26 protein-coding genes are annotated in these 24,296 nt (G+C 27.4%); all 26 read left to right on the plus strand.

What is annotated here, in order from left to right; all coding sequences use genetic code 11:
• The first annotated feature begins 73 nt into the window (after window positions 1–73).
• On the plus strand, window positions 74–589 hold the full coding sequence (locus CSUB8523_RS05430; RefSeq protein WP_039663843.1) for an Hcp family type VI secretion system effector: 516 nt from the start codon (window positions 74–76) through the stop codon (window positions 587–589).
• 116 nt (window positions 590–705) lie between these two features.
• Window positions 706–3,171: a type VI secretion system Vgr family protein gene (locus CSUB8523_RS10435; RefSeq protein ID WP_039663844.1), complete on the plus strand. Its 2,466-nt coding sequence runs from the start codon at window positions 706–708 to the stop codon at window positions 3,169–3,171.
• Window positions 3,172–3,223: 52 nt separating this feature from the next.
• Window positions 3,224–4,141, plus strand: coding sequence for an ankyrin repeat domain-containing protein (locus CSUB8523_RS05440; protein ID WP_167333029.1), 918 nt, complete (start codon window positions 3,224–3,226; stop codon window positions 4,139–4,141).
• A complete protein-coding gene (locus CSUB8523_RS05445; protein WP_043019867.1) occupies window positions 4,134–5,888 on the plus strand; it encodes a putative toxin in 1,755 nt (584 codons plus the stop codon). The genes CSUB8523_RS05440 and CSUB8523_RS05445 overlap by 8 nt, the downstream gene beginning before the upstream one ends.
• Before the next feature lie 10 nt (window positions 5,889–5,898).
• Entirely contained in the window at window positions 5,899–6,822 is a 924-nt protein-coding gene (locus tag CSUB8523_RS05450) for an ankyrin repeat domain-containing protein (RefSeq protein ID WP_082019371.1), read from the plus strand.
• Window positions 6,823–6,868: 46 nt separating this feature from the next.
• Window positions 6,869–7,330 (plus strand): hypothetical protein, encoded by a 462-nt coding sequence (locus tag CSUB8523_RS05455; protein ID WP_039663849.1) that lies wholly within the window; start codon window positions 6,869–6,871, stop codon window positions 7,328–7,330.
• On the plus strand, window positions 7,327–8,577 hold the full coding sequence (locus CSUB8523_RS05460; protein WP_039663851.1) for a hypothetical protein: 1,251 nt from the start codon (window positions 7,327–7,329) through the stop codon (window positions 8,575–8,577). Before CSUB8523_RS05455 ends, CSUB8523_RS05460 begins: the two co-directional genes overlap by 4 nt.
• Window positions 8,570–9,601, plus strand: coding sequence for a hypothetical protein (locus tag CSUB8523_RS10245; RefSeq protein WP_069107231.1), 1,032 nt, complete (start codon window positions 8,570–8,572; stop codon window positions 9,599–9,601). Before CSUB8523_RS05460 ends, CSUB8523_RS10245 begins: the two co-directional genes overlap by 8 nt.
• A gap of 3 nt (window positions 9,602–9,604) precedes the next feature.
• On the plus strand, window positions 9,605–10,249 hold the full coding sequence (locus CSUB8523_RS05470) for a PoNe immunity protein domain-containing protein (protein ID WP_043019868.1): 645 nt from the start codon (window positions 9,605–9,607) through the stop codon (window positions 10,247–10,249).
• 33 nt (window positions 10,250–10,282) lie between these two features.
• A complete protein-coding gene (locus CSUB8523_RS10250) occupies window positions 10,283–11,173 on the plus strand; it encodes a hypothetical protein (protein ID WP_167333030.1) in 891 nt (296 codons plus the stop codon).
• Window positions 11,124–11,501, plus strand: coding sequence for a hypothetical protein (locus CSUB8523_RS05480; protein ID WP_039663855.1), 378 nt, complete (start codon window positions 11,124–11,126; stop codon window positions 11,499–11,501). The genes CSUB8523_RS10250 and CSUB8523_RS05480 overlap by 50 nt, the downstream gene beginning before the upstream one ends.
• A 46-nt stretch (window positions 11,502–11,547) precedes the next feature.
• Complete coding sequence (locus CSUB8523_RS10255; protein WP_167333031.1) at window positions 11,548–12,504, plus strand: hypothetical protein; 957 nt, start codon at window positions 11,548–11,550, stop codon at window positions 12,502–12,504.
• Window positions 12,494–12,880 carry a hypothetical protein gene (locus CSUB8523_RS05495; RefSeq protein WP_043019869.1) on the plus strand — a complete coding sequence of 129 codons (387 nt, stop codon included), beginning with the start codon at window positions 12,494–12,496 and terminating at the stop codon, window positions 12,878–12,880. Before CSUB8523_RS10255 ends, CSUB8523_RS05495 begins: the two co-directional genes overlap by 11 nt.
• 12 nt (window positions 12,881–12,892) lie before the next feature.
• Entirely contained in the window at window positions 12,893–13,453 is a 561-nt protein-coding gene (locus CSUB8523_RS05500; protein WP_043019870.1) for a hypothetical protein, read from the plus strand.
• A 64-nt stretch (window positions 13,454–13,517) separates the two neighbouring features.
• Window positions 13,518–14,096, plus strand: a complete 579-nt coding sequence (locus tag CSUB8523_RS09545) for a DUF285 domain-containing protein (RefSeq protein WP_052243677.1) — start codon at window positions 13,518–13,520, stop codon at window positions 14,094–14,096.
• Between the two features lie 212 nt (window positions 14,097–14,308).
• Window positions 14,309–15,253 (plus strand): ankyrin repeat domain-containing protein, encoded by a 945-nt coding sequence (locus CSUB8523_RS05510; protein ID WP_082019372.1) that lies wholly within the window; start codon window positions 14,309–14,311, stop codon window positions 15,251–15,253.
• Entirely contained in the window at window positions 15,246–16,979 is a 1,734-nt protein-coding gene (locus CSUB8523_RS05515) for a putative toxin (protein ID WP_043019871.1), read from the plus strand. Before CSUB8523_RS05510 ends, CSUB8523_RS05515 begins: the two co-directional genes overlap by 8 nt.
• Before the next feature lie 10 nt (window positions 16,980–16,989).
• Entirely contained in the window at window positions 16,990–17,910 is a 921-nt protein-coding gene (locus CSUB8523_RS05520; protein WP_082019373.1) for an ankyrin repeat domain-containing protein, read from the plus strand.
• A 46-nt stretch (window positions 17,911–17,956) separates the two neighbouring features.
• Window positions 17,957–18,418, plus strand: coding sequence for a hypothetical protein (locus CSUB8523_RS05525; protein WP_039663849.1), 462 nt, complete (start codon window positions 17,957–17,959; stop codon window positions 18,416–18,418).
• Window positions 18,415–19,665, plus strand: a complete 1,251-nt coding sequence (locus tag CSUB8523_RS05530) for a hypothetical protein (RefSeq protein WP_039663851.1) — start codon at window positions 18,415–18,417, stop codon at window positions 19,663–19,665. Before CSUB8523_RS05525 ends, CSUB8523_RS05530 begins: the two co-directional genes overlap by 4 nt.
• Window positions 19,658–20,611, plus strand: coding sequence for a hypothetical protein (locus CSUB8523_RS10260; protein WP_167333032.1), 954 nt, complete (start codon window positions 19,658–19,660; stop codon window positions 20,609–20,611). Before CSUB8523_RS05530 ends, CSUB8523_RS10260 begins: the two co-directional genes overlap by 8 nt.
• A 14-nt stretch (window positions 20,612–20,625) precedes the next feature.
• A complete protein-coding gene (locus tag CSUB8523_RS05540) occupies window positions 20,626–21,039 on the plus strand; it encodes an immunity 70 family protein (protein ID WP_039663993.1) in 414 nt (137 codons plus the stop codon).
• A gap of 144 nt (window positions 21,040–21,183) precedes the next feature.
• Window positions 21,184–22,215, plus strand: coding sequence for a hypothetical protein (locus CSUB8523_RS10265; RefSeq protein ID WP_069107231.1), 1,032 nt, complete (start codon window positions 21,184–21,186; stop codon window positions 22,213–22,215).
• 3 nt (window positions 22,216–22,218) lie between these two features.
• The gene (locus CSUB8523_RS05550) at window positions 22,219–22,863 is read left to right on the plus strand and encodes a DUF1911 domain-containing protein (RefSeq protein WP_043019872.1); all 645 of its coding nucleotides are present in this window, start codon (window positions 22,219–22,221) and stop codon (window positions 22,861–22,863) included.
• Between the two features lie 33 nt (window positions 22,864–22,896).
• Complete coding sequence (locus tag CSUB8523_RS10440; protein ID WP_235362536.1) at window positions 22,897–23,673, plus strand: AHH domain-containing protein; 777 nt, start codon at window positions 22,897–22,899, stop codon at window positions 23,671–23,673.
• Window positions 23,673–24,239, plus strand: a complete 567-nt coding sequence (locus CSUB8523_RS05560) for an imm11 family protein (protein ID WP_043019873.1) — start codon at window positions 23,673–23,675, stop codon at window positions 24,237–24,239. The genes CSUB8523_RS10440 and CSUB8523_RS05560 overlap by 1 nt, the downstream gene beginning before the upstream one ends.
• Window positions 24,240–24,296 lie beyond the last annotated feature (57 nt).

A 24,296-nucleotide genomic window follows, 5' to 3' on the forward strand; every position in this document is an offset into this window, starting at 1 on the left:
TACTTATTTTGTATTAAAATATAAAAAACTTTTGATACAAACACAAAGTTAATCTTATTTAAAAAGGAAAAACATGGCACAACCAGCATACATCAAGATCGAAGGATCAACTCAAGGACTTATTTCAAGTGGTGCTTCTACAGAAGCAAGTATAGGAAATCGTTATCAAGCTGGACACGAAGATGAGATTATGGCTCAAGAAATTTCTCATATCGTAACAGTTCCAGTTGATCAACAAAGTGGACAACCATCAGGACAAAGAGTTCATAAACCTTTTACCTTCACTTGCTCTCTAAATAAAGCCGTTCCATTGCTTTACAACGCACTAACAAAAGGTGAAAGACTTCCAAGTGTTGAAGTGCATTGGTTTAGAACATCAACAAGCGGAGGGCAAGAGCATTTTTTTACAACTAAATTAGAAGATGCTATCATTACAGATATTACTTTAATAATGCCAAATGCACAAGAAGCAAGCAACCATGACAAAACGGAGCTTTTTAAAGTATCTTTAAATTACAGAAAAGTTATTTGGGAACACACAGCAGCTGGGACAAGCGGAAGTGATGATTGGAGAGAAGCAAACTCTTAATTTCTTTAAAAGCCTATTGTTTTAAATAATGGGCTTTTTAGATAATTTATAAACTTTTATCACTTTCATTAAAAACACCCCAATAAACTCCTATACCAAAAAACAAAGGTTTTTTAATGAGTACAAACAACTCTTATCTTAACTTAAAAATTAACAAACTTGATTTTAAAATCACAAAAGCCATTATAAAAGAAAGCTTAGATCAGATCTTCTTATGTGAATGTGAAGGTTTTTATGAAAATATCCATGATGATATTTTTAGTAGTAATAATGAATTTGATCCTAGTATGCTTATTGATAAAGAAGCTTCGCTTATAATTAAAAATCCTTATGAAAACAAAAAATTAGATTTTTCAACTAATATTGATATGATTTATAAGGGAGTAATATCTTATGTTGAATACTTAGGCATTAATCAAAACAGTGCAAATAATATCGCAAAAGAAAATTTTAAACAATTAAACCATAAACATTTTTTTAAGTTTAACTTGCATTCTCCTTTAATAAGACTTGATTTTAATAAAGCAAATCGTATTTATACACATACAAATATAATAGAAGCAATCAAGCAAACTCTAGCTTATTATAACACCAAGCTAAATAAAAACATTGATTTTTCTAATATTCATCATACATATGAGACTAAAGAATTGATTTCTCAATACAATGAAAGTGATTTAGAATTTATCACAAGATTAGCACACCATCATGGCATTTATTTTTATGAAGATAAAGATAATATCTATTTTTATGATTTTTACACTCATAAGGGTAAAATTAAAAATATAACATTTAACCCTAACATCAACAACCATCTTAATGAAGCTTGTATTTATGCACTCAATAAAGAAAAACAAATACAGACCAATGCTTTTACTCACTCTAGTAATAACTCCAAACAACCTTTAAGTTTATATTCCTTAAGCACTAAAGAACAAAACGCTAATACACACTATAATGAGCATTATTATGAAAGCGAGTATTCTTTTACGCAAGATATCAATTTAAAACAATCCCCTGCCCTAAAAGAAAAAAGAAATACTATGCTTAATAATATACTAAAAGCAAAAAGCAATATTTATCATCTTAGTTTAAATGAAAGTATTAAAATTAATATTCAAAAAGAAAATACTCAAGAATATACCATCATAGCCAAAGAACAAATTTTAATTGATGATGCTATTTTAGCCAATACTATCAACACCAATGATAATTTAAATATCAAGGACTTAAATCTAAGTAAATCTTATACAAACAACCTAACCCTACTTCCATCTTTTTTAACCTTTACACCTAGTTTTAAATCCAAACCAAAACCTCCAATTAATACCATAGGTATAGTAATAGGAGAAGATTCTAATATAGAAAATCAAAGAAACACCATATATACAGATGAATATGGAAGAGTAAAAGTAAGGATTAATCTTTATGCTAATCAAGAAGAATTAGATAATAAAGCAAACATGTATCATCATAGTCCATTCTTAAGAGTAGCTAGTAATGTAGCAAGCAATCATTCAGGTTTTTATCATACACCAAGAATAGGAGATGAAGTTATTATTTCATTTTTAGATGATGATATAGACAAACCTTTTATCAGTGGGAGTTTGTATAATGGGGTGAACTCTATGCCACAATACAACTACCCAAGATACAAAAGAGAAATCGCCGAACAAACACTAAATTATCTAAGTGCTATACCTATGTATAACAAAGGCTTAGATGAGCTTAAATTACAAGAAAATACAGATTATAATCTAAATTATAAAAATGAACATTATTTAACTATATCTAATTCCACTATAGGAAAAAATAACGCCGATGCAAAGGCAAGAAACGAAATCACTTTAAAAAATGATATAGACAAGGAAGAATTTTACATTCTAGCACAAAAAGATTACAAGGAAGAAATAGGCAACAACTATGAGCAAACTATAAAAAATAACAAAACTTCAGAAGTTGGCGCTTTATATACTGAATTCATTACCTTAGGGCATATGCAAAATATCATAGGTTTTAAAAATGTCAATGTAGGTGCGCAGTATCTAGAAAATACCTTGCTTTCTAAAGATACTAATGTGGGTTTAAGTAATACTTTAAATGTAGGAATTAGTAATGAAGTCAATATCGGACAAAATCATGAAGAAAAAATAGGAAATGATAAAAGAGTAATCATCAACAATAATCTAGAGCAAGATATCAAAAATGATTTTATCCAAAGAATAGAACATAATAAAAATGAAACCATAAAAGGTTCTTACGTGCTTCAAACCAATCAAAGTATAAAATTTCACTCCAAAAAAGATCTAAGCATAGAAACAAATGAGTATTTCAAAGCTGAAGCTGATGATTCCATTAGTTTTAAAGCTAAAAATAATTGCTCTTTTACGGCCGATGAAATAAACACTTTAGCCAATAAAGAAAGCACTTTAATAGCACAAAAACAAATCATCTCTCAAGTAGGTGAAAATACCACCATCACACAAACAAAAGATAAAATCATACTACAAGTAGGAAAAATACAAGTAATTATAGATGATAAAGGTTTGAGAGTAAAAGGAGGTGATTTAAGAGCGGATTAAAAGCAATTTTCTTAAATTAAAACTAAAATTACAAAAAACTAAAGGAAAAACAATGAAAACATTAGAAGATATCAAAGCTATGAACTATCAAGAAAAAGATGAATTAGAAGATCTAGTTCTTGAAGCTATAGATGATAATAATTTAGCCAAGGTAAAAGATATTTTAAAAGATTATCCTGTAAAAATATCTTGTTATGAGCTTAATATCAAAGATGAGGATGGAGACTTCCCTTTATTTGATCCTTATTATTTGATAATGAGAGCTGCATTTGCTTGCGAAGAAAATAATAATGATTTTTCTATTTTAGATTATTTATTTGATGAGTATGGATTAAGTTTAAAAGATCCTAAATATAATTTTTGCTTTACAGATATGAAATACATCAAAGAAGCTAATGAAAAATATGTTGTAATAAGATATATGGAAGATAAGCCTAACATTTACAAAAATGCCCTAATCTATTATTATATACTCAATGCTAAAAACCCAAATTCTCAAATCATACAATATCTAGTCAATCGTGGAGCTAAATTTGAAGTGCATGAAGATGACTTTGGTTGGACTCCTATGCATTTTTGGGCTAGACGCAATAATTATGAATTATTAGAACTAGCTATTAAAGGAGGAGCTAATGTAGATATACAAACCCGACTTATTCAAGAAAGTGAATACAATGAAACCCTTTTATTTGAAGCTGTAAAAGAACCTGAAACTTATAGGGTTACAAAGCTTTTAATCGAACTAGGAGCTAATGTGAATTTTGTCACCCCGACCACCCCTTTAGATATTGCAAGAGGATCTAGAAATAAAAAGCTTTTAAAAGATGCAGGAGCAATGACTTCAGAACAACTTGATAAAAAATACAATATATACTGGGATAGCAAAGAGTGTGAAAAAGATAAAAGCTATATGGAAAAATACTGTAAACTTTTAAACGATGCTATAAAAAAAGCCAAGGAGAATGAGTAGAGTGATAAAAATTAACTTTACCGATGTCAATTTTCATATCAAAGAATTTCAAAAGGTTTATATACTAGAAAATTGCAAATTGTATTTTTACAGTCCTTTTCATTTGCAAACACAAAATGGAAAAGAAATAATAAGGATAGAACAAAATAAAAATAAATTTTCTTTTATGGTTAAAAAAGAAAATGAATTAAAAAACAAAATAGAGGAAGAAGCTATAGGTATTGATAAAACTTCAGAGCAAAACCAAATAAAAGCAAGAGAAGAAGCAAAAGATGAAACAATAAAGGATAAAGAAGTATTATTTAGCAATGATAAAAAGGGAAATGATGCAATCAATGCTTATTTTGATAAGAAGAATATTAATACGCTAAATGATGCCTATAAAGAAAGAAAAGATAAACCTTTATCAAGAAATACTGAAAGTTTTAAAGACTATGATATCTTTTATGATGTTTATACAAGTAAAGATAATGATATTAAAAGCTTAAATGAACAGCTAGGATATGATGGCTTTGAAGTAAAAGATGGTATAGCTACAGTTAAAGCAGATTTTTTTAATAAATGCTTTGAAGAAAAAAAATATATTTTAATACCAAGATTAGTATCTTTAGATAAAAATGAAACATTACACTTTGATCCTGTGCCTTTAGAAGATAAGGGCTTTGTAGTGACTGATTTTAGAAAAGGGAAAAAAGATGAAAAAAATATAGATTTAAGCTTTCAAAGAAGTATAGCTAAAATAAAAAATCCTAACTTAACTTTGCAAAGCCCTAAAGAATTCCTACAAGCCTTAAATGACAATAGAGATTTTACAGAAGATGATAAAAAAGAGCAAGCACAAGCTATCCAAGAAGCTTGCGCAAAAAAAGCAGATGAAATGACTAAAATCTTGCTTAAAGATGATGAAAGTTTAAAAGATATTATTACAGATGAAGAAAAATTAGAGGAAAGAATTGGTAGATTGCGAGATAATAAAAACAAATCACCTAAAGAACTAAGCCTACTAGGTAGGCTTGAATTTTTACAAAGAAATCAAGAAAAAGTTAAAGAACATAAAGACATGATTGATCAACTTCAAAACCCTCAACAAGCTAGTGATGATAAAAAAGATGATACTAATGATAGCAAGAAAAAGAAAAAACCATCTAAAACAAATAAAAACAAGCAAAAACAAACCACCACTCCAAACCAAGAAGAACAAAAAAATAAAACCATCAATTCAAAAGATATAGGAGATGCAGGAGAATATGCTGCTTCTATGCTTTTTACTAAAAGATCAACTAGGTATTTATCTAATAGAAGAAAACTAGATGCTAATTTTAATACTAAAGGTTTTAATCACACCATACCTGATTTTTTAGTAACGCTAAATGATTACCCTACTTTAGTAGAGGTTAAAAATGTCAAAGATCAAGCTTTAACAGAACAAATAAGCTTTGAATTAAAACTTGCTAGAGAATATGAGCTTGATTATTTATTTTTATGCAATCATTACACAAAATTAATAGATAATATAACTAATCTAGAGATATTTAATAAAGGCGATGAAGATCACAAAGGATCAAGAAGTGGTTTTATCTACCACAGACATGCTCACAGAAGCATAAAGACAATATTTAAAGAAATGTATCTACACCATATCAAAGGAGCAACACCTAATAAAATCATGATAAAAAGATTAAATTTAAATGATCCTGCTAATATAGAAGAAGAATTAAACAAAAACAAACAAATACAAAAAAACTAAAGGAAAAACAATGAAAACATTAGAAGATATCAAAGCTATGAGTTTTGAAGAAAAAATGCAAATTCAAAAACAATTATTTGATTTTATTAGTAATAATGACTTGGAAAATGTTAAAAATCTTTTAAAAGATTATCCCATAAAAGAAAGCTTTTATGAGGCACATTTTAAAAAACAAAACAGCAAGGATGATTTGTCTTTGTTTGATCCTTGCACAACTATAGTAAGAGCTGCATTTACTTGTGGAAATTATGATAATGATTTTTCTATTTTAGATTATTTATTTGATGAGTATGGATTAAGTTTAAAAGATCCTAAATACAATCTTCGCTTTGTAGATATGAAATACATCAAAGAAGCTAATGAAAAATACATCTTAATGAAAAAAGTAGAAGAAAACAGCATTATTTATCAAAACGCTCTAATCTACGCATATATACTCAATGCTAAAAACCCAAATTCTCAAATCATACAATATCTAGTCAATCGTGGAGCTAAATTTGAAGTGCATAAAGATGACTTTGGTTGGACTCCTATGCATTTTTGGGTTATGCAGAATAATTATGAATTATTAGAACTAGCTATTAAAGGAGGAGCTAATGTGGATATACAAACCCGACTTATTCAAGAGAGTGAATACAATGAAACCCTTTTATTTGAAGCTGTAAAAGAACCTGAAACTTATAAGGTTACAAAACTTTTAATCGAATTAGGAGCTAATGTGAATTTTGTCACCCCAAGAACTCCTTTAGATGATGCAAGAGGATCTAGAAATAAAAAACTTTTAAAAGATGCAGGAGCAATGACTTCAGCTCAACTTGATAAAAAATACAATATATACTGGGATAGCAAAGAGTGTGAAAAAGATAAAAGCTATATGGAAAAATACTGTAAACTTTTAAACGATGCCATAAAAAAAGCCAAGGAGAATGAGTAGAGTGATAAAAATTAACTTTAGCTAAAATAAATTATAAGGAGAGATTATGAAAAATAAAATTTTATTAGATGAAGATATACAAGAAGTGTTTAATTACTATCTTGAAAATGATAATTATGTAAAAGATGCCTTAGATGGTTTAAAAAAACACAAACGAAGAACTTTCATAAGTAACATCTTAAGTTATGAATATAAAAATTTAGTAGAAAACAACAACTTAAAATTTGATGAAAAAGATAAGGTTGTTTTACCGTCTAATCTAATCACTATTTTAGACTATGATAAAAAGAATTTTAATGGGACGATTCTTCGAAATTTTATAAATGATTTGGAATTTGAATTAGAACATATAGAAATGGAACTTTATGATAATCCTGCTGATTTTGAAGGAGGAGATTATTACAGTGAAGATAGCGAATGTGATGAGGATTATACAGTGGAGGATTGGGTAGAAGATCAGGTAAAAGATATAAAAGATTTTATTGATGCCTTGAAAACTTTTAAATGAAACAAACATTAAGTGCCAATCAAGTTAGCTTTCATCTTTTATCTAAAAAAACTTTTAGTGATGAAAAATACCTTAACGCTTGGAGTTTAAAAGGCAATCGCCTTAATTTACAAGAATGGCTTAGCTTTAAAAAAGCTAATGAAAATAATTTCTATAATAAACATTTAGAAAACACCTTAAAAGCTATACAAGAACTTAAAGCTTATTTTAGTGTTGATCAATTTGAAGGTATAAATTTACATGGTGATGATGAATGGTTAAATTTTTTACCTTCAAATTATACTCAAATTTATAATCGCTTATGTCAAGATAAAAGCAAGTATATTTTACACCGATACTATCAAAAAGATGATTTAAGTGAAATAGGAACTCTTAAAAACCTCTCTCCTAATTTTCCTTTTTGGGATGAAAAAGGAGAAAATTTTTCTCAAAGCCAAATCAATACTTTTATAGAAAAAGATAATCTAGCACCCTATTTTAATAAATACGATGTTTATTTTAATTCTTCATTATGCCTTACTTTTAATCTTAATGATGAAAATTTAAATTATCTAATAAAAAATTATGAAGATAGGCTTAATTATGGTTTTACCCCAAAAACCCAAGAACAACTTCAAAAAGAGTTAAATTTAAGCAAAGATGAAAAAATCATCTTAGAACTTGAAAATATTTTTTTAAGTCTTTGTAAAGGCATAAGTGCTGATTATGCCTTTATGGATTTTTCTTATTTTTTTATAGGGTATGATTATATATTAAATTCTAAAAATAATACTTTAAAATCTTACCCTATTAGTTATGATGAGTTAATTTATAAAAGAAGTTTTAAAGAGTATATTGAAGAATATGCAAATAATTATTTTTTAAATTATTATTCTAAAGAACTTTTAAATGAACTTGAAAATCAAGACTTAAATAACAATAGAATAAAGCATTATCTTAAAAACTATAATAAAATTCCAAAAAATACAGCAGAAGAAAGCATACAAGGTATGCTTTCTAAGCAAAAAAATGTAAATATCAACTTTGTAAATTTTATAGACTATAAAGACTATGTTTACAACAACAAAGAAGATTTTTGGAATTTCTCACTAGAAGAAAACTCTATACTTTGGCAAAAATTTCTAAGCAAGGATACTCTAAAACCTTTTCCTTTAAATTTTGATTGTTCTTTAGAAGAAAAACTTCTTTATGCTAAAGATGAGCAATTAAAAAGCATACTTCAAACCCACAAGGTTTTCTATGGTTAAAAAAAGAAAAATCACTCTTGCTAGAATAGAAGATATTAATATAAGTCCTGATACTTCTTGTATGCATCCTATATTAGAAGATAATACTTTATTATGCATACATGGAGGTAAGGTTAAGTTAAAAGCAAAGAATGCTAAAAGGATAAAATCAGATAATACTCCCATTATGCTTCATAATGAAATACAAGGAGCTAGTATAAGTGGATGTGTAAATCCACCTATAGCAGGAGGACCTTGCACTAAAGTAGCTTTAGTATTGGCTTATACTTATTCCAATCATAAAGTAAATCATAAACATTCTGTTTTACAAATGGGTTTAATAGGAGTAAGTAATAAAGGTTATCCTATACTAGCTATACCTAAGAAAAATAAGATTAAATTTGCTCTAACTAAAATACAAGCTAATCCTCTTGCTAAGATTAAATGGGACAAGATAAAATGGGAAGGGATGGGAGGTAAGCTAAAAGCAGCACAAAGAAGGAAACAAGTAAATAAACAACAAGCATTTTTAAAAGAAGTTCAAGCACAACAAAAAGAAGCTAAAAAAGTTTTAGCAAATATGGAAAAAAAGATACAAAAATTAAATGGCATTGATAAATTAAGCAATAAACAAAAAGGAAATTATGGCGAAGTTAAAATGCATTTGCATTATTTAAATCAAGGCTATAAAAGAATTAGCTTAAACAAAGTTCAAGAACTTGATGATAGAATTCATCAAGGAATTGATGGAATTTATTATAACCCCAATAAAAATCCAAAATATATCATCGCAGAAGCTAAGTTTGGAACAAGCAAGTTAAATAGAAATCAAAAATACAAGCAAATGAGTGATGATTGGATATTAGAAAAGGATAAAAATAGACTTAGTATTGCAGATGAAGAACATAGAGAAAAGATAAAAGAACTTCTTAAAAAAAATAGCAATGAAATCAGAAAAGATTTATTTCATGTTGATGAAGGAGGCAAAGAAACCATTCATTATTTAGATAAAGATGCAAATAAAATTAAAAAACCTAAAGGATAAAAAATGGTAAGAAATACTAAGAAAGATGAAGCGTATTTTACTGAACGTATACTAGAATGGGAAGAAGAAGTTAAAAGAGATGAAAAAATATTTTTAGAACTTCCTTTTGGAGATAGACAAACTTGTATTTTTTGTATAGAAGATGGAAAAAAATGTATTGCTTTAGATAAATACTCTCGCGGTGATGATATAAACATAGTTAAAAAAGATTTAGAAGCATACATACTAGAAAAAGAAAAAAATCGTTTAGAAACAGGATTTCGGTGTGGTAGTTATGGTGCAAATGCTATTGAGCTTTGCGTTAGAGTATTATTAGATATGGATACTACTTGTTTGTTAAAATTAATAGAAGAAGATGAGAGAAAAAGAAGGGACATACTCAATAGAGATTGGTTTTTACATTTTATAGGATCTAAGGGTAAGAATTTAAATTTAGAACGCAAATGTGTTTGCAAAGAACATGAACTGATTAAAGATTTTATAGCCACACAAGATATTGAGTTTTTACATAAATATATGAAAAAACATACAAGGTTAAGGGATCCTTTAGATACCTGGGATCTTGAAGGTGCTACAATTGTAAAACTAATGAATTTGGATAAAGAAGAATTTAAACAGTATAAATACTTTCCTTATGATTTAATATAATCTTAGTGGGTTAAAAAACCCACAAGGCTTTTTATGGCTAAAAAAAGAAAAATCACTCTTGCTAGAATAGAAGATATTAATATAAGTCCTGATACTTCTTGTATGCATCCTATATTAGAAGATAATACTTTATTATGCATACATGGAGGTAAGGTTAAGTTAAAAGCAAAGAATGCTAAAAGGATAAAATCAGATAATACTCCCATTATGCTTCATAATGAAATACAAGGAGCTAGTATAAGTGGATGTGTAAATCCACCTATAGCAGGAGGACCTTGCACTAAAGTAGCTTTAGTATTTGCTTATACTTATTCCAATCATAAAGTAAATCATAAACATTCTGTTTTACAAATGGGTTTAATAGGAGTAAGTAATAAAGGTTATCCTATACTAGCTATACCTAAGAAAAATAAGATTAAATTTGCTCTAACTAAAATACAAGCTAATCCTCTTGCTAAGATTAAATGGGACAAGATAAAATGGGAAGGGATGGGAGGTAAAAGAAATAAGAAAAACAAAAATGATAGAGCAAAGCAAATACAAAAATTAAAACATAATCAGCAAAGACAGCAAGATATAAATAAAGAAAATTTAGATATTATAAAAGATACAACAAAAGAGAAGTTTAATTTATTAGAAAGCGCCAATCAAATTAATAGTATTCAAAATAAACTCAACCACATATTTAATAAAAAAGAACATAATTTAGATGATTTTTTAAGGTTTTTTGGTAATTCGAAAGAAAAAGCTTATGAGGCGGTTGTAAAAAAAATAGAAAAAGATTATATAAACGGTAAAGTTTCTGAAAATTTTACACAAGGGCATATTATAAACATTAATGGATTTAATATTGAAGTAAGAGGGGTTATAAAAAATGGAGAATCAAAAATTGGAACAATGTTTCTATCTAGAACATTTAATTAATATTCAAGAATTAGAGAAAAAAATTATTGAATATTTTTCCAAAGAACAAAAATTACTCTTAGATCATTTTAGACATGCTAATATTGTTTCTAGAAAAGCTGATAAGTGTGGATATTTTGCTAATATAAAAACTGATCCCACAAGACCAAAAATTCAAGTCAATGGTTTTACTAATTCTTTAAATCTATGTTTAAATGGTGTTATGATAGGTGGAGCTATGATTTATATTGAAAATGGTTTATTATCAATGATTGAGTGTTACTCTTGGGATGATAATGATATTTTTATTAAGTTATTATCAGACACCAATAAAAAAGTGTATTCGTAAAAATTTTCAAAAATTTAAGATTACCTTCAAACCCACAAGGTTTTCTATGGTTAAAAAAAGAAAAATCACTCTTGCTAGAATAGAAGATATTAATATAAGTCCTGATACTTCTTGTATGCATCCTATATTAGAAGATAATACTTTATTATGCATACATGGAGGTAAGGTTAAGTTAAAAGCAAAGAATGCTAAAAGGATAAAATCAGATAATACTCCCATTATGCTTCATAATGAAATACAAGGAGCTAGTATAAGTGGATGTGTAAATCCACCTATAGCAGGAGGACCTTGTACTAAAGTAGCTTTAGTATTTGCTTATACTTATTCCAATCATAAAGTAAATCATAAACATTCTGTTTTACAAATGGGTTTAATAGGAGTAAGTAATAAAGGTTATCCTATACTAGCTATACCTAAGAAAAATAAGATTAAATTTGCTCTAACTAAAATACAAGCTAATCCTCTTGCTAAGATTAAATGGGACAAGATAAAATGGGAAGGGATGGGAGGTAAGCTAAAAGCAGCACAAAGAAGGAGAAGAGAAAAAAGTAAAGAAAAAGCAAAAATGCTTTTATATTTAGAAAATGAAAATAAAAAAGGTAAGGTAAGTGATAAAGAAGTTCATCTTTATAAACATAATGGAATATGGCCTAAAGATACTCTAAAACCTAGAAGCTCTGATTATATTCATGAAGATGGTAGGATTATTCTAAACATCAAACAAAGAGCCATGGAAATAAAAAATACTTTAAACAGAGGATATAATAGTGTTTCTATAGAAACAAAAAATAAACTTATCAGATATGATTTAGATGGTAAACCACATTATGAGAAGACATCAAAAAAACTAATTGATACACCTCATAAAATAGAATATGCTAAACATATAAACCCTCAAGATCCGACAAAGTATAGAATGTCAAAGGGTATAGTAGAACCAATATCCCACAAAGATTTAGATATTATAGAAAATTATTTAAAAAGGCAAAATAATGAAATTTGAGAATTTAAAGCATGGAAGTTTATTTAAAAGAGAATTTTATCTTAAAGATACAAAAATAGATTTAAGAAATGATTTTTTTATTTGCTCTATCGCAATGAATGAAAAAACTTTAGAAATATTTTTTAAATCAGAGAAAAAGGATATACAAGATTTGCAAATTATTTTTTATAATTATAAGTTACTACATTCAAAATCATATTGTAAAAATTTTAATAAGCTAAAAGCTAATTTTATCGATTTAATAAGAAATAATTGGGATGATATGACAAGCTATATTGAAAAAGAAGAAGAGATGCTAATAAGCATATATTTTGATAATGATTTAGAATATATCACTTTAACTTGTAAGTATTTTAATATAGATTTTGTAGACTAACAAAGAAAAAAAATGACAAGAGAACAAGCAGAATTAATTATAAAAGAAGAAAAGTTGATTTATGTAACTTGGCGTGATTATGATGATACAGCAGGAGAATATCATTTTACAATTTGGTTCAATCCTAACAATAATAAATACGAAGCTGTTTATATTGGAGAAAGAGGAGGTGTTGAACTTAGCTATTCTTTTGATAGTGAAAAAGAAGCTATTGATAAAATGTTACAGATGAATTATAAACAAAAATATTTTAGCGTAAATGAAGACTACTCAATGCAAAACAAAAAAGAAGTAGCATTAAAAATCATCAAAGAAGAAAATCTAGAAGTGATTTGGTATGATGAAGCACTTAAACCAATACGAGCAGGTATTAAACACGATAAACAAAGAGATAAATATATTTCTTTTATCACTAATGCTAAAGCAGAGCTTATAGAATACAAAAGTATTGAGTTTGATGGGGATAGATATAGTGAAACTTTTGAAAGAATATTGAATGATGAAAGTATAGCCCTTTATGCTCTTATCAATCGTGCTAGAATGATTAAGCAAAACAAAATTAGCTTTGTATAAATGTTTTCCTTATGATTTGATATGAAAATTTTAGTTATAATTTTATTTTATACAAGGAGGGCTTATGCAAGATTTAGATTCACAACTTTTAAAAGCAATAAACGATTTAAGAAAATCCAATATATCAGAATGGGAAGCTAAAAAAGCAGTCATTTTAGAGCTTTTTGATAAGGGTGCAAGCATCCCACAATATACACTAGACAATCTAGAAACTTATCTTAGTGATTTAGAGCAAGAGTATTGGGATGATAGGGCAGTATATGCAGGCAGAAGCATAAAAAATAGCGATGAATATGAGCTATTTAATATACTTTCAAGATTAAATGCAGCAAAAAGCAAGAAAAAATCACTTGATGGACTTTTTAAGATCGCAAAAAGCAAGGGTGTTACACATACTCCAAAAAACAAAGCCGAGCTTGTAAAATTAGTCAAAGATAAAAATATTTATTTGGGTGATATTGATATTAGCAATATTACAAATTTTAAAAACCTATTTAAAAAAAGCAAACGAAGAGATTTTAGTGGAATTGAAATTTGGGATGTAAGTAATGTTACAGATATGAGCTCTATGTTTGAAGGTTGTGAAAACTTTAATGGAGATCTAAGCAAATGGAATATTTCAAATGTTACTAAATACATATGAAATTTCTATACTTACGAAATTTGCCAAAAACTTAAATAAAAAGAACATATTAGCAAATAAATAATCCTAACATCGCAAAAATACGATTTAGGAAAAATACAAGTAATTATAGATGATAAAGGTTTGAGAGTAAAAGGAGGTGATTTAAGAGCGGATTAAAAGCAATTTTCTTAAATTAAAACTAAAATTACAAAAAAACTAAAGGAAAAACAATGAAAACATTAGAAGATATCAAAGCTATGAACTATCAAGAAAAAGATGAATTAGAAGATCTAGTTCTTGAAGCTATAGATGATAATAATTTAGCCAAGGTAAAAGATATTTTAAAAGATTATCCTGTAAAAATATCTTGTTATGAGCTTAATATCAAAGATGAGGATGGAGACTTCCCTTTATTTGATCCTTATTATTTGATAGTAAGAGCTGCATTTGCTTGCGAAGAAAATAATAATGATTTTTCTATTTTAGATTATTTATTTGATGAGTATGGATTAAGTTTAAAAGATCCTAAATATAATTTTGCTTTTCCCGACATGAAATACATCAAAGAAGCTAATGAAAAATACATCTTAATGAAAAAAGTAGAAGAAAACAGCATTATTTATCAAAAAGCTCTAATCTACGCATATATACTAGGCACTAAAAACCCAAATTCTCAAATCATACAATATCTAGTCAATCGTGGAGCTAAATTTGAAGTGCATAAAGATGGCTTTGGTTGGACTCCTATGCATTTTTGGGTTATGCAGAATAATTATGAATTATTAGAACTAGCTATTAAAGGAGGAGCTAATGTGGATATACAAACCCGACTTATTCAAGAGAGTGAATACAATGAAACCCTTTTATTTGAAGCTGTAAAAGAACCTGAAACTTATAGGGTTACAAAACTTTTAATCGAACTAGGAGCTAATGTGAATTTTGCTACCCCAAGAACTCCTTTAGATGATGCAAGAGGATCTAGAAATAAAAAACTTTTAAAAGATGCAGGAGCAATGACTTCAGAGCAAATCAGAAAAAAATATAATTTACCAGCATATGATTCTTCTCATTGTGAAATTGATGGAAAAACTGACTTTGATTTATTGGGTAAATATCGTGATGAATGCTCTAAACTTTTAAACGATGCTATAAAAAAAGCCAAGGAGAATGAGTAGAGTGATAAAAATTAACTTTACCGATGTCAATTTTCATATCAAAGAATTTCAAAAGGTTTATATACTAGAAAATTGCAAATTGTATTTTTACAGTCCTTTTCATTTGCAAACACAAAATGGAAAAGAAATAATAAGGATAGAACAAAATAAAAATAAATTTTCTTTTATGGTTAAAAAAGAAAATGAATTAAAAAACAAAATAGAGGAAGAAGCTATAGGTATTGATAAAACTTCAGAGCAAAACCAAATAAAAGCAAGAGAAGAAGCAAAAGATGAAACAATAAAGGATAAAGAAGTATTATTTAGCAATGATAAAAAGGGAAATGATGCAATCAATGCTTATTTTGATAAGAAGAATATTAATACGCTAAATGATGCCTATAAAGAAAGAAAAGATAAACCTTTATCAAGAAATACTGAAAGTTTTAAAGACTATGATATCTTTTATGATGTTTATACAAGTAAAGATAATGATATTAAAAGCTTAAATGAACAGCTAGGATATGATGGCTTTGAAGTAAAAGATGGTATAGCTACAGTTAAAGCAGATTTTTTTAATAAATGCTTTGAAGAAAAAAAATATATTTTAATACCAAGATTAGTATCTTTAGATAAAAATGAAACATTACACTTTGATCCTGTGCCTTTAGAAGATAAGGGCTTTGTAGTGACTGATTTTAGAAAAGGGAAAAAAGATGAAAAAAATATAGATTTAAGCTTTCAAAGAAGTATAGCTAAAATAAAAAATCCTAACTTAACTTTGCAAAGCCCTAAAGAATTCCTACAAGCCTTAAATGACAATAGAGATTTTACAGAAGATGATAAAAAAGAGCAAGCACAAGCTATCCAAGAAGCTTGCGCAAAAAAAGCAGATGAAATGACTAAAATCTTGCTTAAAGATGATGAAAGTTTAAAAGATATTATTACAGATAAGCAAGAATTAAAGAAGAAAATAAGTGACTTACAAGATAATAAAAACAAATCACCAAAAGAACTAAGCCTACTAGGTAGGCTTGAATTTTTACAAAGAAATCAAGAAAAAGCTGAAAAACATAAAGACATGATTGATCAACTTCAAAACCCTCAACAAGCTAGTAATGGTAAGCAAGATAGTGTTAAAAATGCAGATCCTTTAGATATGATGGCAACAAACAGCACCACTCCAAACCAAGAAGAACAAAAAAATAAAACCATCAATTCAAAAGATATAGGAGATGCAGGAGAATATGCTGCTTCTATGCTTTTTACTAAAAGATCAACTAGGTATTTATCTAATAGAAGAAAACTAGATGCTAATTTTAATACTAAAGGTTTTAATCACACCATACCTGATTTTTTAGTAACGCTAAATGATTACCCTACTTTAGTAGAGGTTAAAAATGTCAAAGATCAAGCTTTAACAGAACAAATAAGCTTTGAATTAAAACTTGCTAGAGAATATGAGCTTGATTATTTATTTTTATGCAATCATTACACAAAATTAATAGATAATATAACTAATCTAGAGATATTTAATAAAGGCGATGAAGATCACAAAGGATCAAGAAGTGGTTTTATCTACCACAGACATGCTCACAGAAGCATAAAGACAATATTTAAAGAAATGTATCTACACCATATCAAAGGAGCAACACCTAATAAAATCATGATAAAAAGATTAAATTTAAATGATCCTGCTAATATAGAAGAAGAATTAAACAAAAACAAACAAATACAAAAAAACTAAAGGAAAAACAATGAAAACATTAGAAGATATCAAAGCTATGAGTTACAAACAAAAAGATGAATTAGAAGATCTAGTTCTTGAAGCTATAGATGATAATGACTTAGTTAAAGTAAAAGATATTTTAAAAGATTATCCTGTAAAAATATCTTGTTATGAGCTTAATATCAAAGATGAGGATGGAGACTTCCCTTTATTTGATCCTTATTATTTGATAGTAAGAGCTGCATTTGCTTGCGAAGAAAATAATAATGATTTTTCTATTTTAGATTATTTATTTGATGAGTATGGTTTAAGTTTAAAAGATCCTAAATACAATCTTCGCTTTGTAGATATGAAATATATCAAAGAAGCTAATGAAAAATACATCTTAATGAAAAAAGTAGAAGATGATCCTTGTATCTATGAAAATGCTCTAATCTACGCATATATACTCAATGCTAAAAACCCAAATTCTCAAATCATACAATATCTAGTCAATCGTGGAGCTAAATTTGAAGTGCATGATGAAGGATATTCTGGTAGGACTCCTATGCATTTTTGGGTTATGCAGAATAATTATGAATTATTAGAACTAGCTATTAAAGGAGGAGCTAATGTGGATATGCAAACCCGACTTATTCAAGAGAGTGAATACAATGAAACCCTTTTATTTGAAGCTGTAAAAGAACCTGAAACTTATAAGGTTACAAAACTTTTAATCGAATTAGGAGCTAATGTGAATTTTGTCACCCCAAGAACTCCTTTAGATGATGCAAGAGGATCTAGAAATAAAAAACTTTTAAAAGATGCAGGAGCAATGACTTCAGCTCAACTTGATAAAAAATACAATATATACTGGGATAGCAAAGAGTGTGAAAAAGATAAAAGCTATATGGAAAAATACTGTAAACTTTTAAACGATGCCATAAAAAAAGCCAAGGAGAATGAGTAGAGTGATAAAAATTAACTTTAGCTAAAATAAATTATAAGGAGAGATTATGAAAAATAAAATTTTATTAGATGAAGATATACAAGAAGTGTTTAATTACTATCTTGAAAATGATAATTATGTAAAAGATGCCTTAGATGGTTTAAAAAAACACAAACGAAGAACTTTCATAAGTAACATCTTAAGTTATGAATATAAAAATTTAGTAGAAAACAACAACTTAAAATTTGATGAAAAAGATAAGGTTGTTTTACCGTCTAATCTAATCACTATTTTAGACTATGATAAAAAGAATTTTAATGGGACGATTCTTCGAAATTTTATAAATGATTTGGAATTTGAATTAGAACATATAGAAATGGAACTTTATGATAATCCTGCTGATTTTGAAGGAGGAGATTATTACAGTGAAGATAGCGAATGTGATGAGGATTATACAGTGGAGGATTGGGTAGAAGATCAGGTAAAAGATATAAAAGATTTTATTGATGCCTTGAAAACTTTTAAATGAAACAAACATTAAGTGCCAATCAAGTTAGCTTTCATCTTTTATCTAAAAAAACTTTTAGTGATGAAAAATACCTTAACGCTTGGAGTTTAAAAGGCAATCGCCTTAATTTACAAGAATGGCTTAGCTTTAAAAAAGCTAATGAAAATAATTTCTATAATAAACATTTAGAAAACACCTTAAAAGCTATACAAGAACTTAAAGCTTATTTTAGTGTTGATCAATTTGAAGGTATAAATTTACATGGTGATGATGAATGGTTAAATTTTTTACCTTCAAATTATACTCAAATTTATAATCGCTTATGTCAAGATAAAAGCAAGTATATTTTACACCGATACTATCAAAAAGATGATTTAAGTGAAATAGGAACTCTTAAAAACCTCTCTCCTAATTTTCCTTTTTGGGATGAAAAAGGAGAAAATTTTTCTCAAAGCCAAATCAATACTTTTATAGAAAAAGATAATCTAGCACCCTATTTTAATAAATACGATGTTTATTTTAATTCTTCATTATGCCTTACTTTTAATCTTAATGATGAAAATTTAAATTATCTAATAAAAAATTATGAAGATAGGCTTAATTATGGTTTTACCCCAAAAACCCAAGAACAACTTCAAAAAGAGTTAAATTTAAGCAAAGATGAAAAAATCATCTTAGAACTTGAAAATATTTTTTTAAGTCTTTGTAAAGGCATAAGTGCTGATTATGCCTTTATGGATTTTTCTTATTTTTTTATAGGGTATGATTATATATTAAATTCTAAAAATAATACTTTAAAATCTTACCCTATTAGTTATGATGAGTTAATTTATAAAAGAAGTTTTAAAGAGTATATTGAAGAATATGCAAATAATTATTTTTTAAATTATTATTCTAAAGAACTTTTAAATGAACTTGAAAATCAAGACTTAAATAACAATAGAATAAAGCATTATCTTAAAAACTATAATAAAATTCCAAAAAATACAGCAGAAGAAAGCATACAAGGTATGCTTTCTAAGCAAAAAAATGTAAATATCAACTTTGTAAATTTTATAGACTATAAAGACTATGTTTACAACAACAAAGAAGATTTTTGGAATTTCTCACTAGAAGAAAACTCTATACTTTGGCAAAAATTTCTAAGCAAGGATACTCTAAAACCTTTTCCTTTAAATTTTGATTGTTCTTTAGAAGAAAAACTTCTTTATGCTAAAGATGAGCAATTAAAAAGCATACTTCAAACCCACAAGGTTTTCTATGGTTAAAAAAAGAAAAATCACTCTTGCTAGAATAGAAGATATTAATATAAGTCCTGATACTTCTTGTATGCATCCTATATTAGAAGATAATACTTTATTATGCATACATGGAGGTAAGGTTAAGTTAAAAGCAAAGAATGCTAAAAGGATAAAATCAGATAATACTCCCATTATGCTTCATAATGAAATACAAGGAGCTAGTATAAGTGGATGTGTAAATCCACCTATAGCAGGAGGACCTTGCACTAAAGTAGCTTTAGTATTGGCTTATACTTATTCCAATCATAAAGTAAATCATAAACATTCTGTTTTACAAATGGGTTTAATAGGAGTAAGTAATAAAGGTTATCCTATACTAGCTATACCTAAGAAAAATAAGATTAAATTTGCTCTAACTAAAATACAAGCTAATCCTCTTGCTAAGATTAAATGGGACAAGATAAAATGGGAAGGGATGGGAGGTAAAAGAAATAAGAAAAACAAAAATGATAGAGCAAAGCAAATACAAAAATTAAAACATAATCAGCAAAAATATAATAATTCAAAACAAATATCTATATTAAATATACCCACCAAAAAACCTCATTGGCGAAAATCTGAAGAAGATATGTCAAAATCATACCATGATTATGAAAAACAGAAATCTTTTCTTAATGGCAAGGAAGTGCAATATGGAACAAAACATTCCGTTCGTCCAGACTTATACAAAAGCGGCTCTAGCATTGAAATTAAAAACTATAATCTTGATAAAACATCTAATGTAAATAATTTAATTAATATTATCACCAAACAGTATCAACAAAGATTGCAACATTTACCACCTGGAACTAAACAAATATTCATTATAGATTCTAGAGAACAAAATATATCTAAAGAAATACAAGAGAAAATAAAACAAAAAATTTATGCTAAATTGAATTGTGCTATACTTATTCAATTTAAAACTAAATAAATTTAAGGAAATTAATGGTGGGTTTTAATATAAATGGACTTTGGTTTGAAATAGGTAGCGGTGATTTTTTATATGCATTTTTTAGCAATGTAGCTTATCATCTTGAAAAAGGGAATTGGGGAAGTAGATTCCCTATCTTAATGAATGAAATATATCAAGGTGAATTAAATTTTTCTCAAGCCTCTTTAGCACTAAATGAACTAGAGAATATACAAAAAGAATTTAAAAATTTTACTCCGAAACAAATAATTTGGGATATTGAAAATTTATCTCTTATGCCACCTTGGGGCGATAATATTAGTAGCGATATTACAGATCTATCGAATTATTTTATAACAAGCGATGGTAATGATTTTATAGAACTCCTTAAAAAGGTTTTACAATTAGCTGACAATAAAAAAGCAAATCTTACAATTAAAAGTTTTTAAAAAACTCTATACTTTGGCAAAAATTTCTAAGCAAGGATATTCTAAAACCTTTTCCTTTAAATTTTGATTGTTCTTTAGAAGAAAAACTTCTTTATGCTAAAGATGAGCAATTAAAAAGCATACTTCAAACCCACAAGGTTTTCTATGGTTAAAAAAAGAAAAATCACTCTTGCTAGAATAGAAGATATTAATATAAGTCCTGATACTTCTTGTATGCATCCTATATTAGAAGATAATACTTTATTATGCATACATGGAGGTAAGGTTAAGTTAAAAGCAAAGAATGCTAAAAGGATAAAATCAGATAATACTCCCATTATGCTTCATAATGAAATACAAGGAGCTAGTATAAGTGGATGTGTAAATCCACCTATAGCAGGAGGACCTTGCACTAAAGTAGCTTTAGTATTGGCTTATACTTATTCCAATCATAAAGTAAATCATAAACATTCTGTTTTACAAATGGGTTTAATAGGAGTAAGTAATAAAGGTTATCCTATACTAGCTATACCTAAGAAAAATAAGATTAAATTTGCTCTAACTAAAATACAAGCTAATCCTCTTGCTAAGATTAAATGGGACAAGATAAAATGGGAAGGGATGGGAGGTAAGCTAAAAGCAGCACAAAGAAGGAAACAAGTAAATAAACAACAAGCATTTTTAAAAGAAGTTCAAGCACAACAAAAAGAAGCTAAAAAAGTTTTAGCAAATATGGAAAAAAAGATACAAAAATTAAATGGCATTGATAAATTAAGCAATAAACAAAAAGGAAATTATGGCGAAGTTAAAATGCATTTGCATTATTTAAATCAAGGCTATAAAAGAATTAGCTTAAACAAAGTTCAAGAACTTGATGATAGAATTCATCAAGGAATTGATGGAATTTATTATAACCCCAATAAAAATCCAAAATATATCATCGCAGAAGCTAAGTTTGGAACAAGCAAGTTAAATAGAAATCAAAAATACAAGCAAATGAGTGATGATTGGATATTAGAAAAGGATAAAAATAGACTTAGTATTGCAGATGAAGAACATAGAGAAAAGATAAAAGAACTTCTTAAAAAAAATAGCAATGAAATCAGAAAAGATTTATTTCATGTTGATGAAGGAGGCAAAGAAACCATTCATTATTTAGATAAAGATGCAAATAAAATTAAAAAACCTAAAGGATAAAAAATGGTAAGAAATATTAAGAAAGATGAAGCGTATTTTACAAAACATATAATAAAGTGTGAAGAAGATATCAAGAAATCCGAAAAAATATTTTTAGAACTTCCTTTTGGAGATAGACAAACTTGTATTTTTTGTATAGAAGATGGAAAAAAATGTATTGCTTTAGATAAATACTCTCGCGGTGATGATATAAACATAGTTAAAAAAGATTTAGAAGCACTTATGCTATTAAAAGAAAAAAATCGTTTAGAAACAGGATTAGATATTGGCTATTACAGGGGAAATGCTATTGAGCTTTGCGTTAGAGTATTATTAGATATGGATACTACTTGTTTGTTAAAATTAATAGAAGAAGATGAGAGAAAAAGAAGGGACATACTCAATAGAGATTGGTTTTTACATTTTATAGGATCTAAGGGTAAGAATTTAAATTTAGAACGCAAATGTGTTTGCAAAGAACATGAACTGATTAAAGATTTTATAGCCACACAAGATATTGAGTTTTTACATAAATATATGAAAAAACATACAAGGTTAAGGGATCCTTTAGATACCTGGGATCTTGAAGGTGCTACAATTGTAAAACTAATGAATTTGGATAAAGAAGAATTTAAACAGTATAAATACTTTCCTTATGATTTAATATAATCTTAGTGGGTTAAAAAACCCACAAGGCTTTTTATGGCTAAAAAAAGAAAAATCACTCTTGCTAGAATAGAAGATATTAATATAAGTCCTGATACTTCTTGTATGCATCCTATATTAGAAGATAATACTTTATTATGCATACATGGAGGTAAGGTTAAGTTAAAAGCAAAGAATGCTAAAAGGATAAAATCAGATAATACTCCCATTATGCTTCATAATGAAATACAAGGAGCTAGTATAAGTGGATGTGTAAATCCACCTATAGCAGGAGGACCTTGCACTAAAGTAGCTTTAGTATTGGCTTATACTTATTCCAATCATAAAGTAAATCATAAACATTCTGTTTTACAAATGGGTTTAATAGGAGTAAGTAATAAAGGTTATCCTATACTAGCTATACCTAAGAAAAATAAGATTAAATTTGCTCTAACTAAAATACAAGCTAATCCTCTTGCTAAGATTAAATGGGACAAGATAAAATGGGAAGGGATGGAAAGCCACAACAAACAACAACCAATTCAAACCCATCACATTGCTACCGATAAAAATAAAAGATTTACTAAAGAATTTCGAAAAATAACAAAAAAATATAACTTGGAATTGGATGGAGATTGGAACAAAGTTAAAATGCCACATCGTGGAAGACATCCTAATGAATATCACGAATATATTCTTGAAAAAATGAGTAAAATTGATAAAATAGCTAGAGGAGATAAGGATAAATTCTTAAAAGAATTTGAAAAACTAAAAGAAGAAATCAAAAATAATCCTGTTTTACTTCATAAAGAATACTATAAGGAGAGAAATTAATGAAATATTATAAAATGATGTATAATGGACAACATAATGATGTTGATAATTGGATAAACTGTATTAAGTCAGATATAAAAAACAATGACAAATATGCACTTTTAGAATCCAAACCTATCACAAATTGGCAAACACCTAGTTTTGAAATCGACAAAGATGATGGTAACATACTGACTGATCTTATACACAATGACTGTGGTTGGCGTATAGTCTCTCCAAAATTTGTAAATTTAATGCAAGATTTAATTAAAGATTGTGTGCAATATTTAGATGTAGAAATTAAAAGTCAGGAAATAAATTATTATGATTGTAAAATTATGCATGTAACAAAATCACTTGAAGTTTTAGATTATGAACATTCTATATATACTTATATGGGCGATAATGATGAATATCTAAGTATTACTAAAGCTGTTTTAAAAAAATCAAAACTTGATGGAAGTCATATATTTAGAATTAAAGATGATGAAGTACCTGTTTTTGTATCAAGTGAATTTAGAAAAATAGTGAGAGAAAACAATTTATTAGGTTTTAGTTTTAGTGAAGTTATGGTATATGAAAATTAATAAACATATAAAAATATTACAATTATAAATTATATAAACTTATTAGGTTTTATCAAA

The sequence above is a fragment of the Campylobacter subantarcticus LMG 24377 genome (assembly GCF_000816305.1).
Classification (GTDB): Bacteria; Campylobacterota; Campylobacteria; order Campylobacterales; family Campylobacteraceae; genus Campylobacter_D; species Campylobacter_D subantarcticus.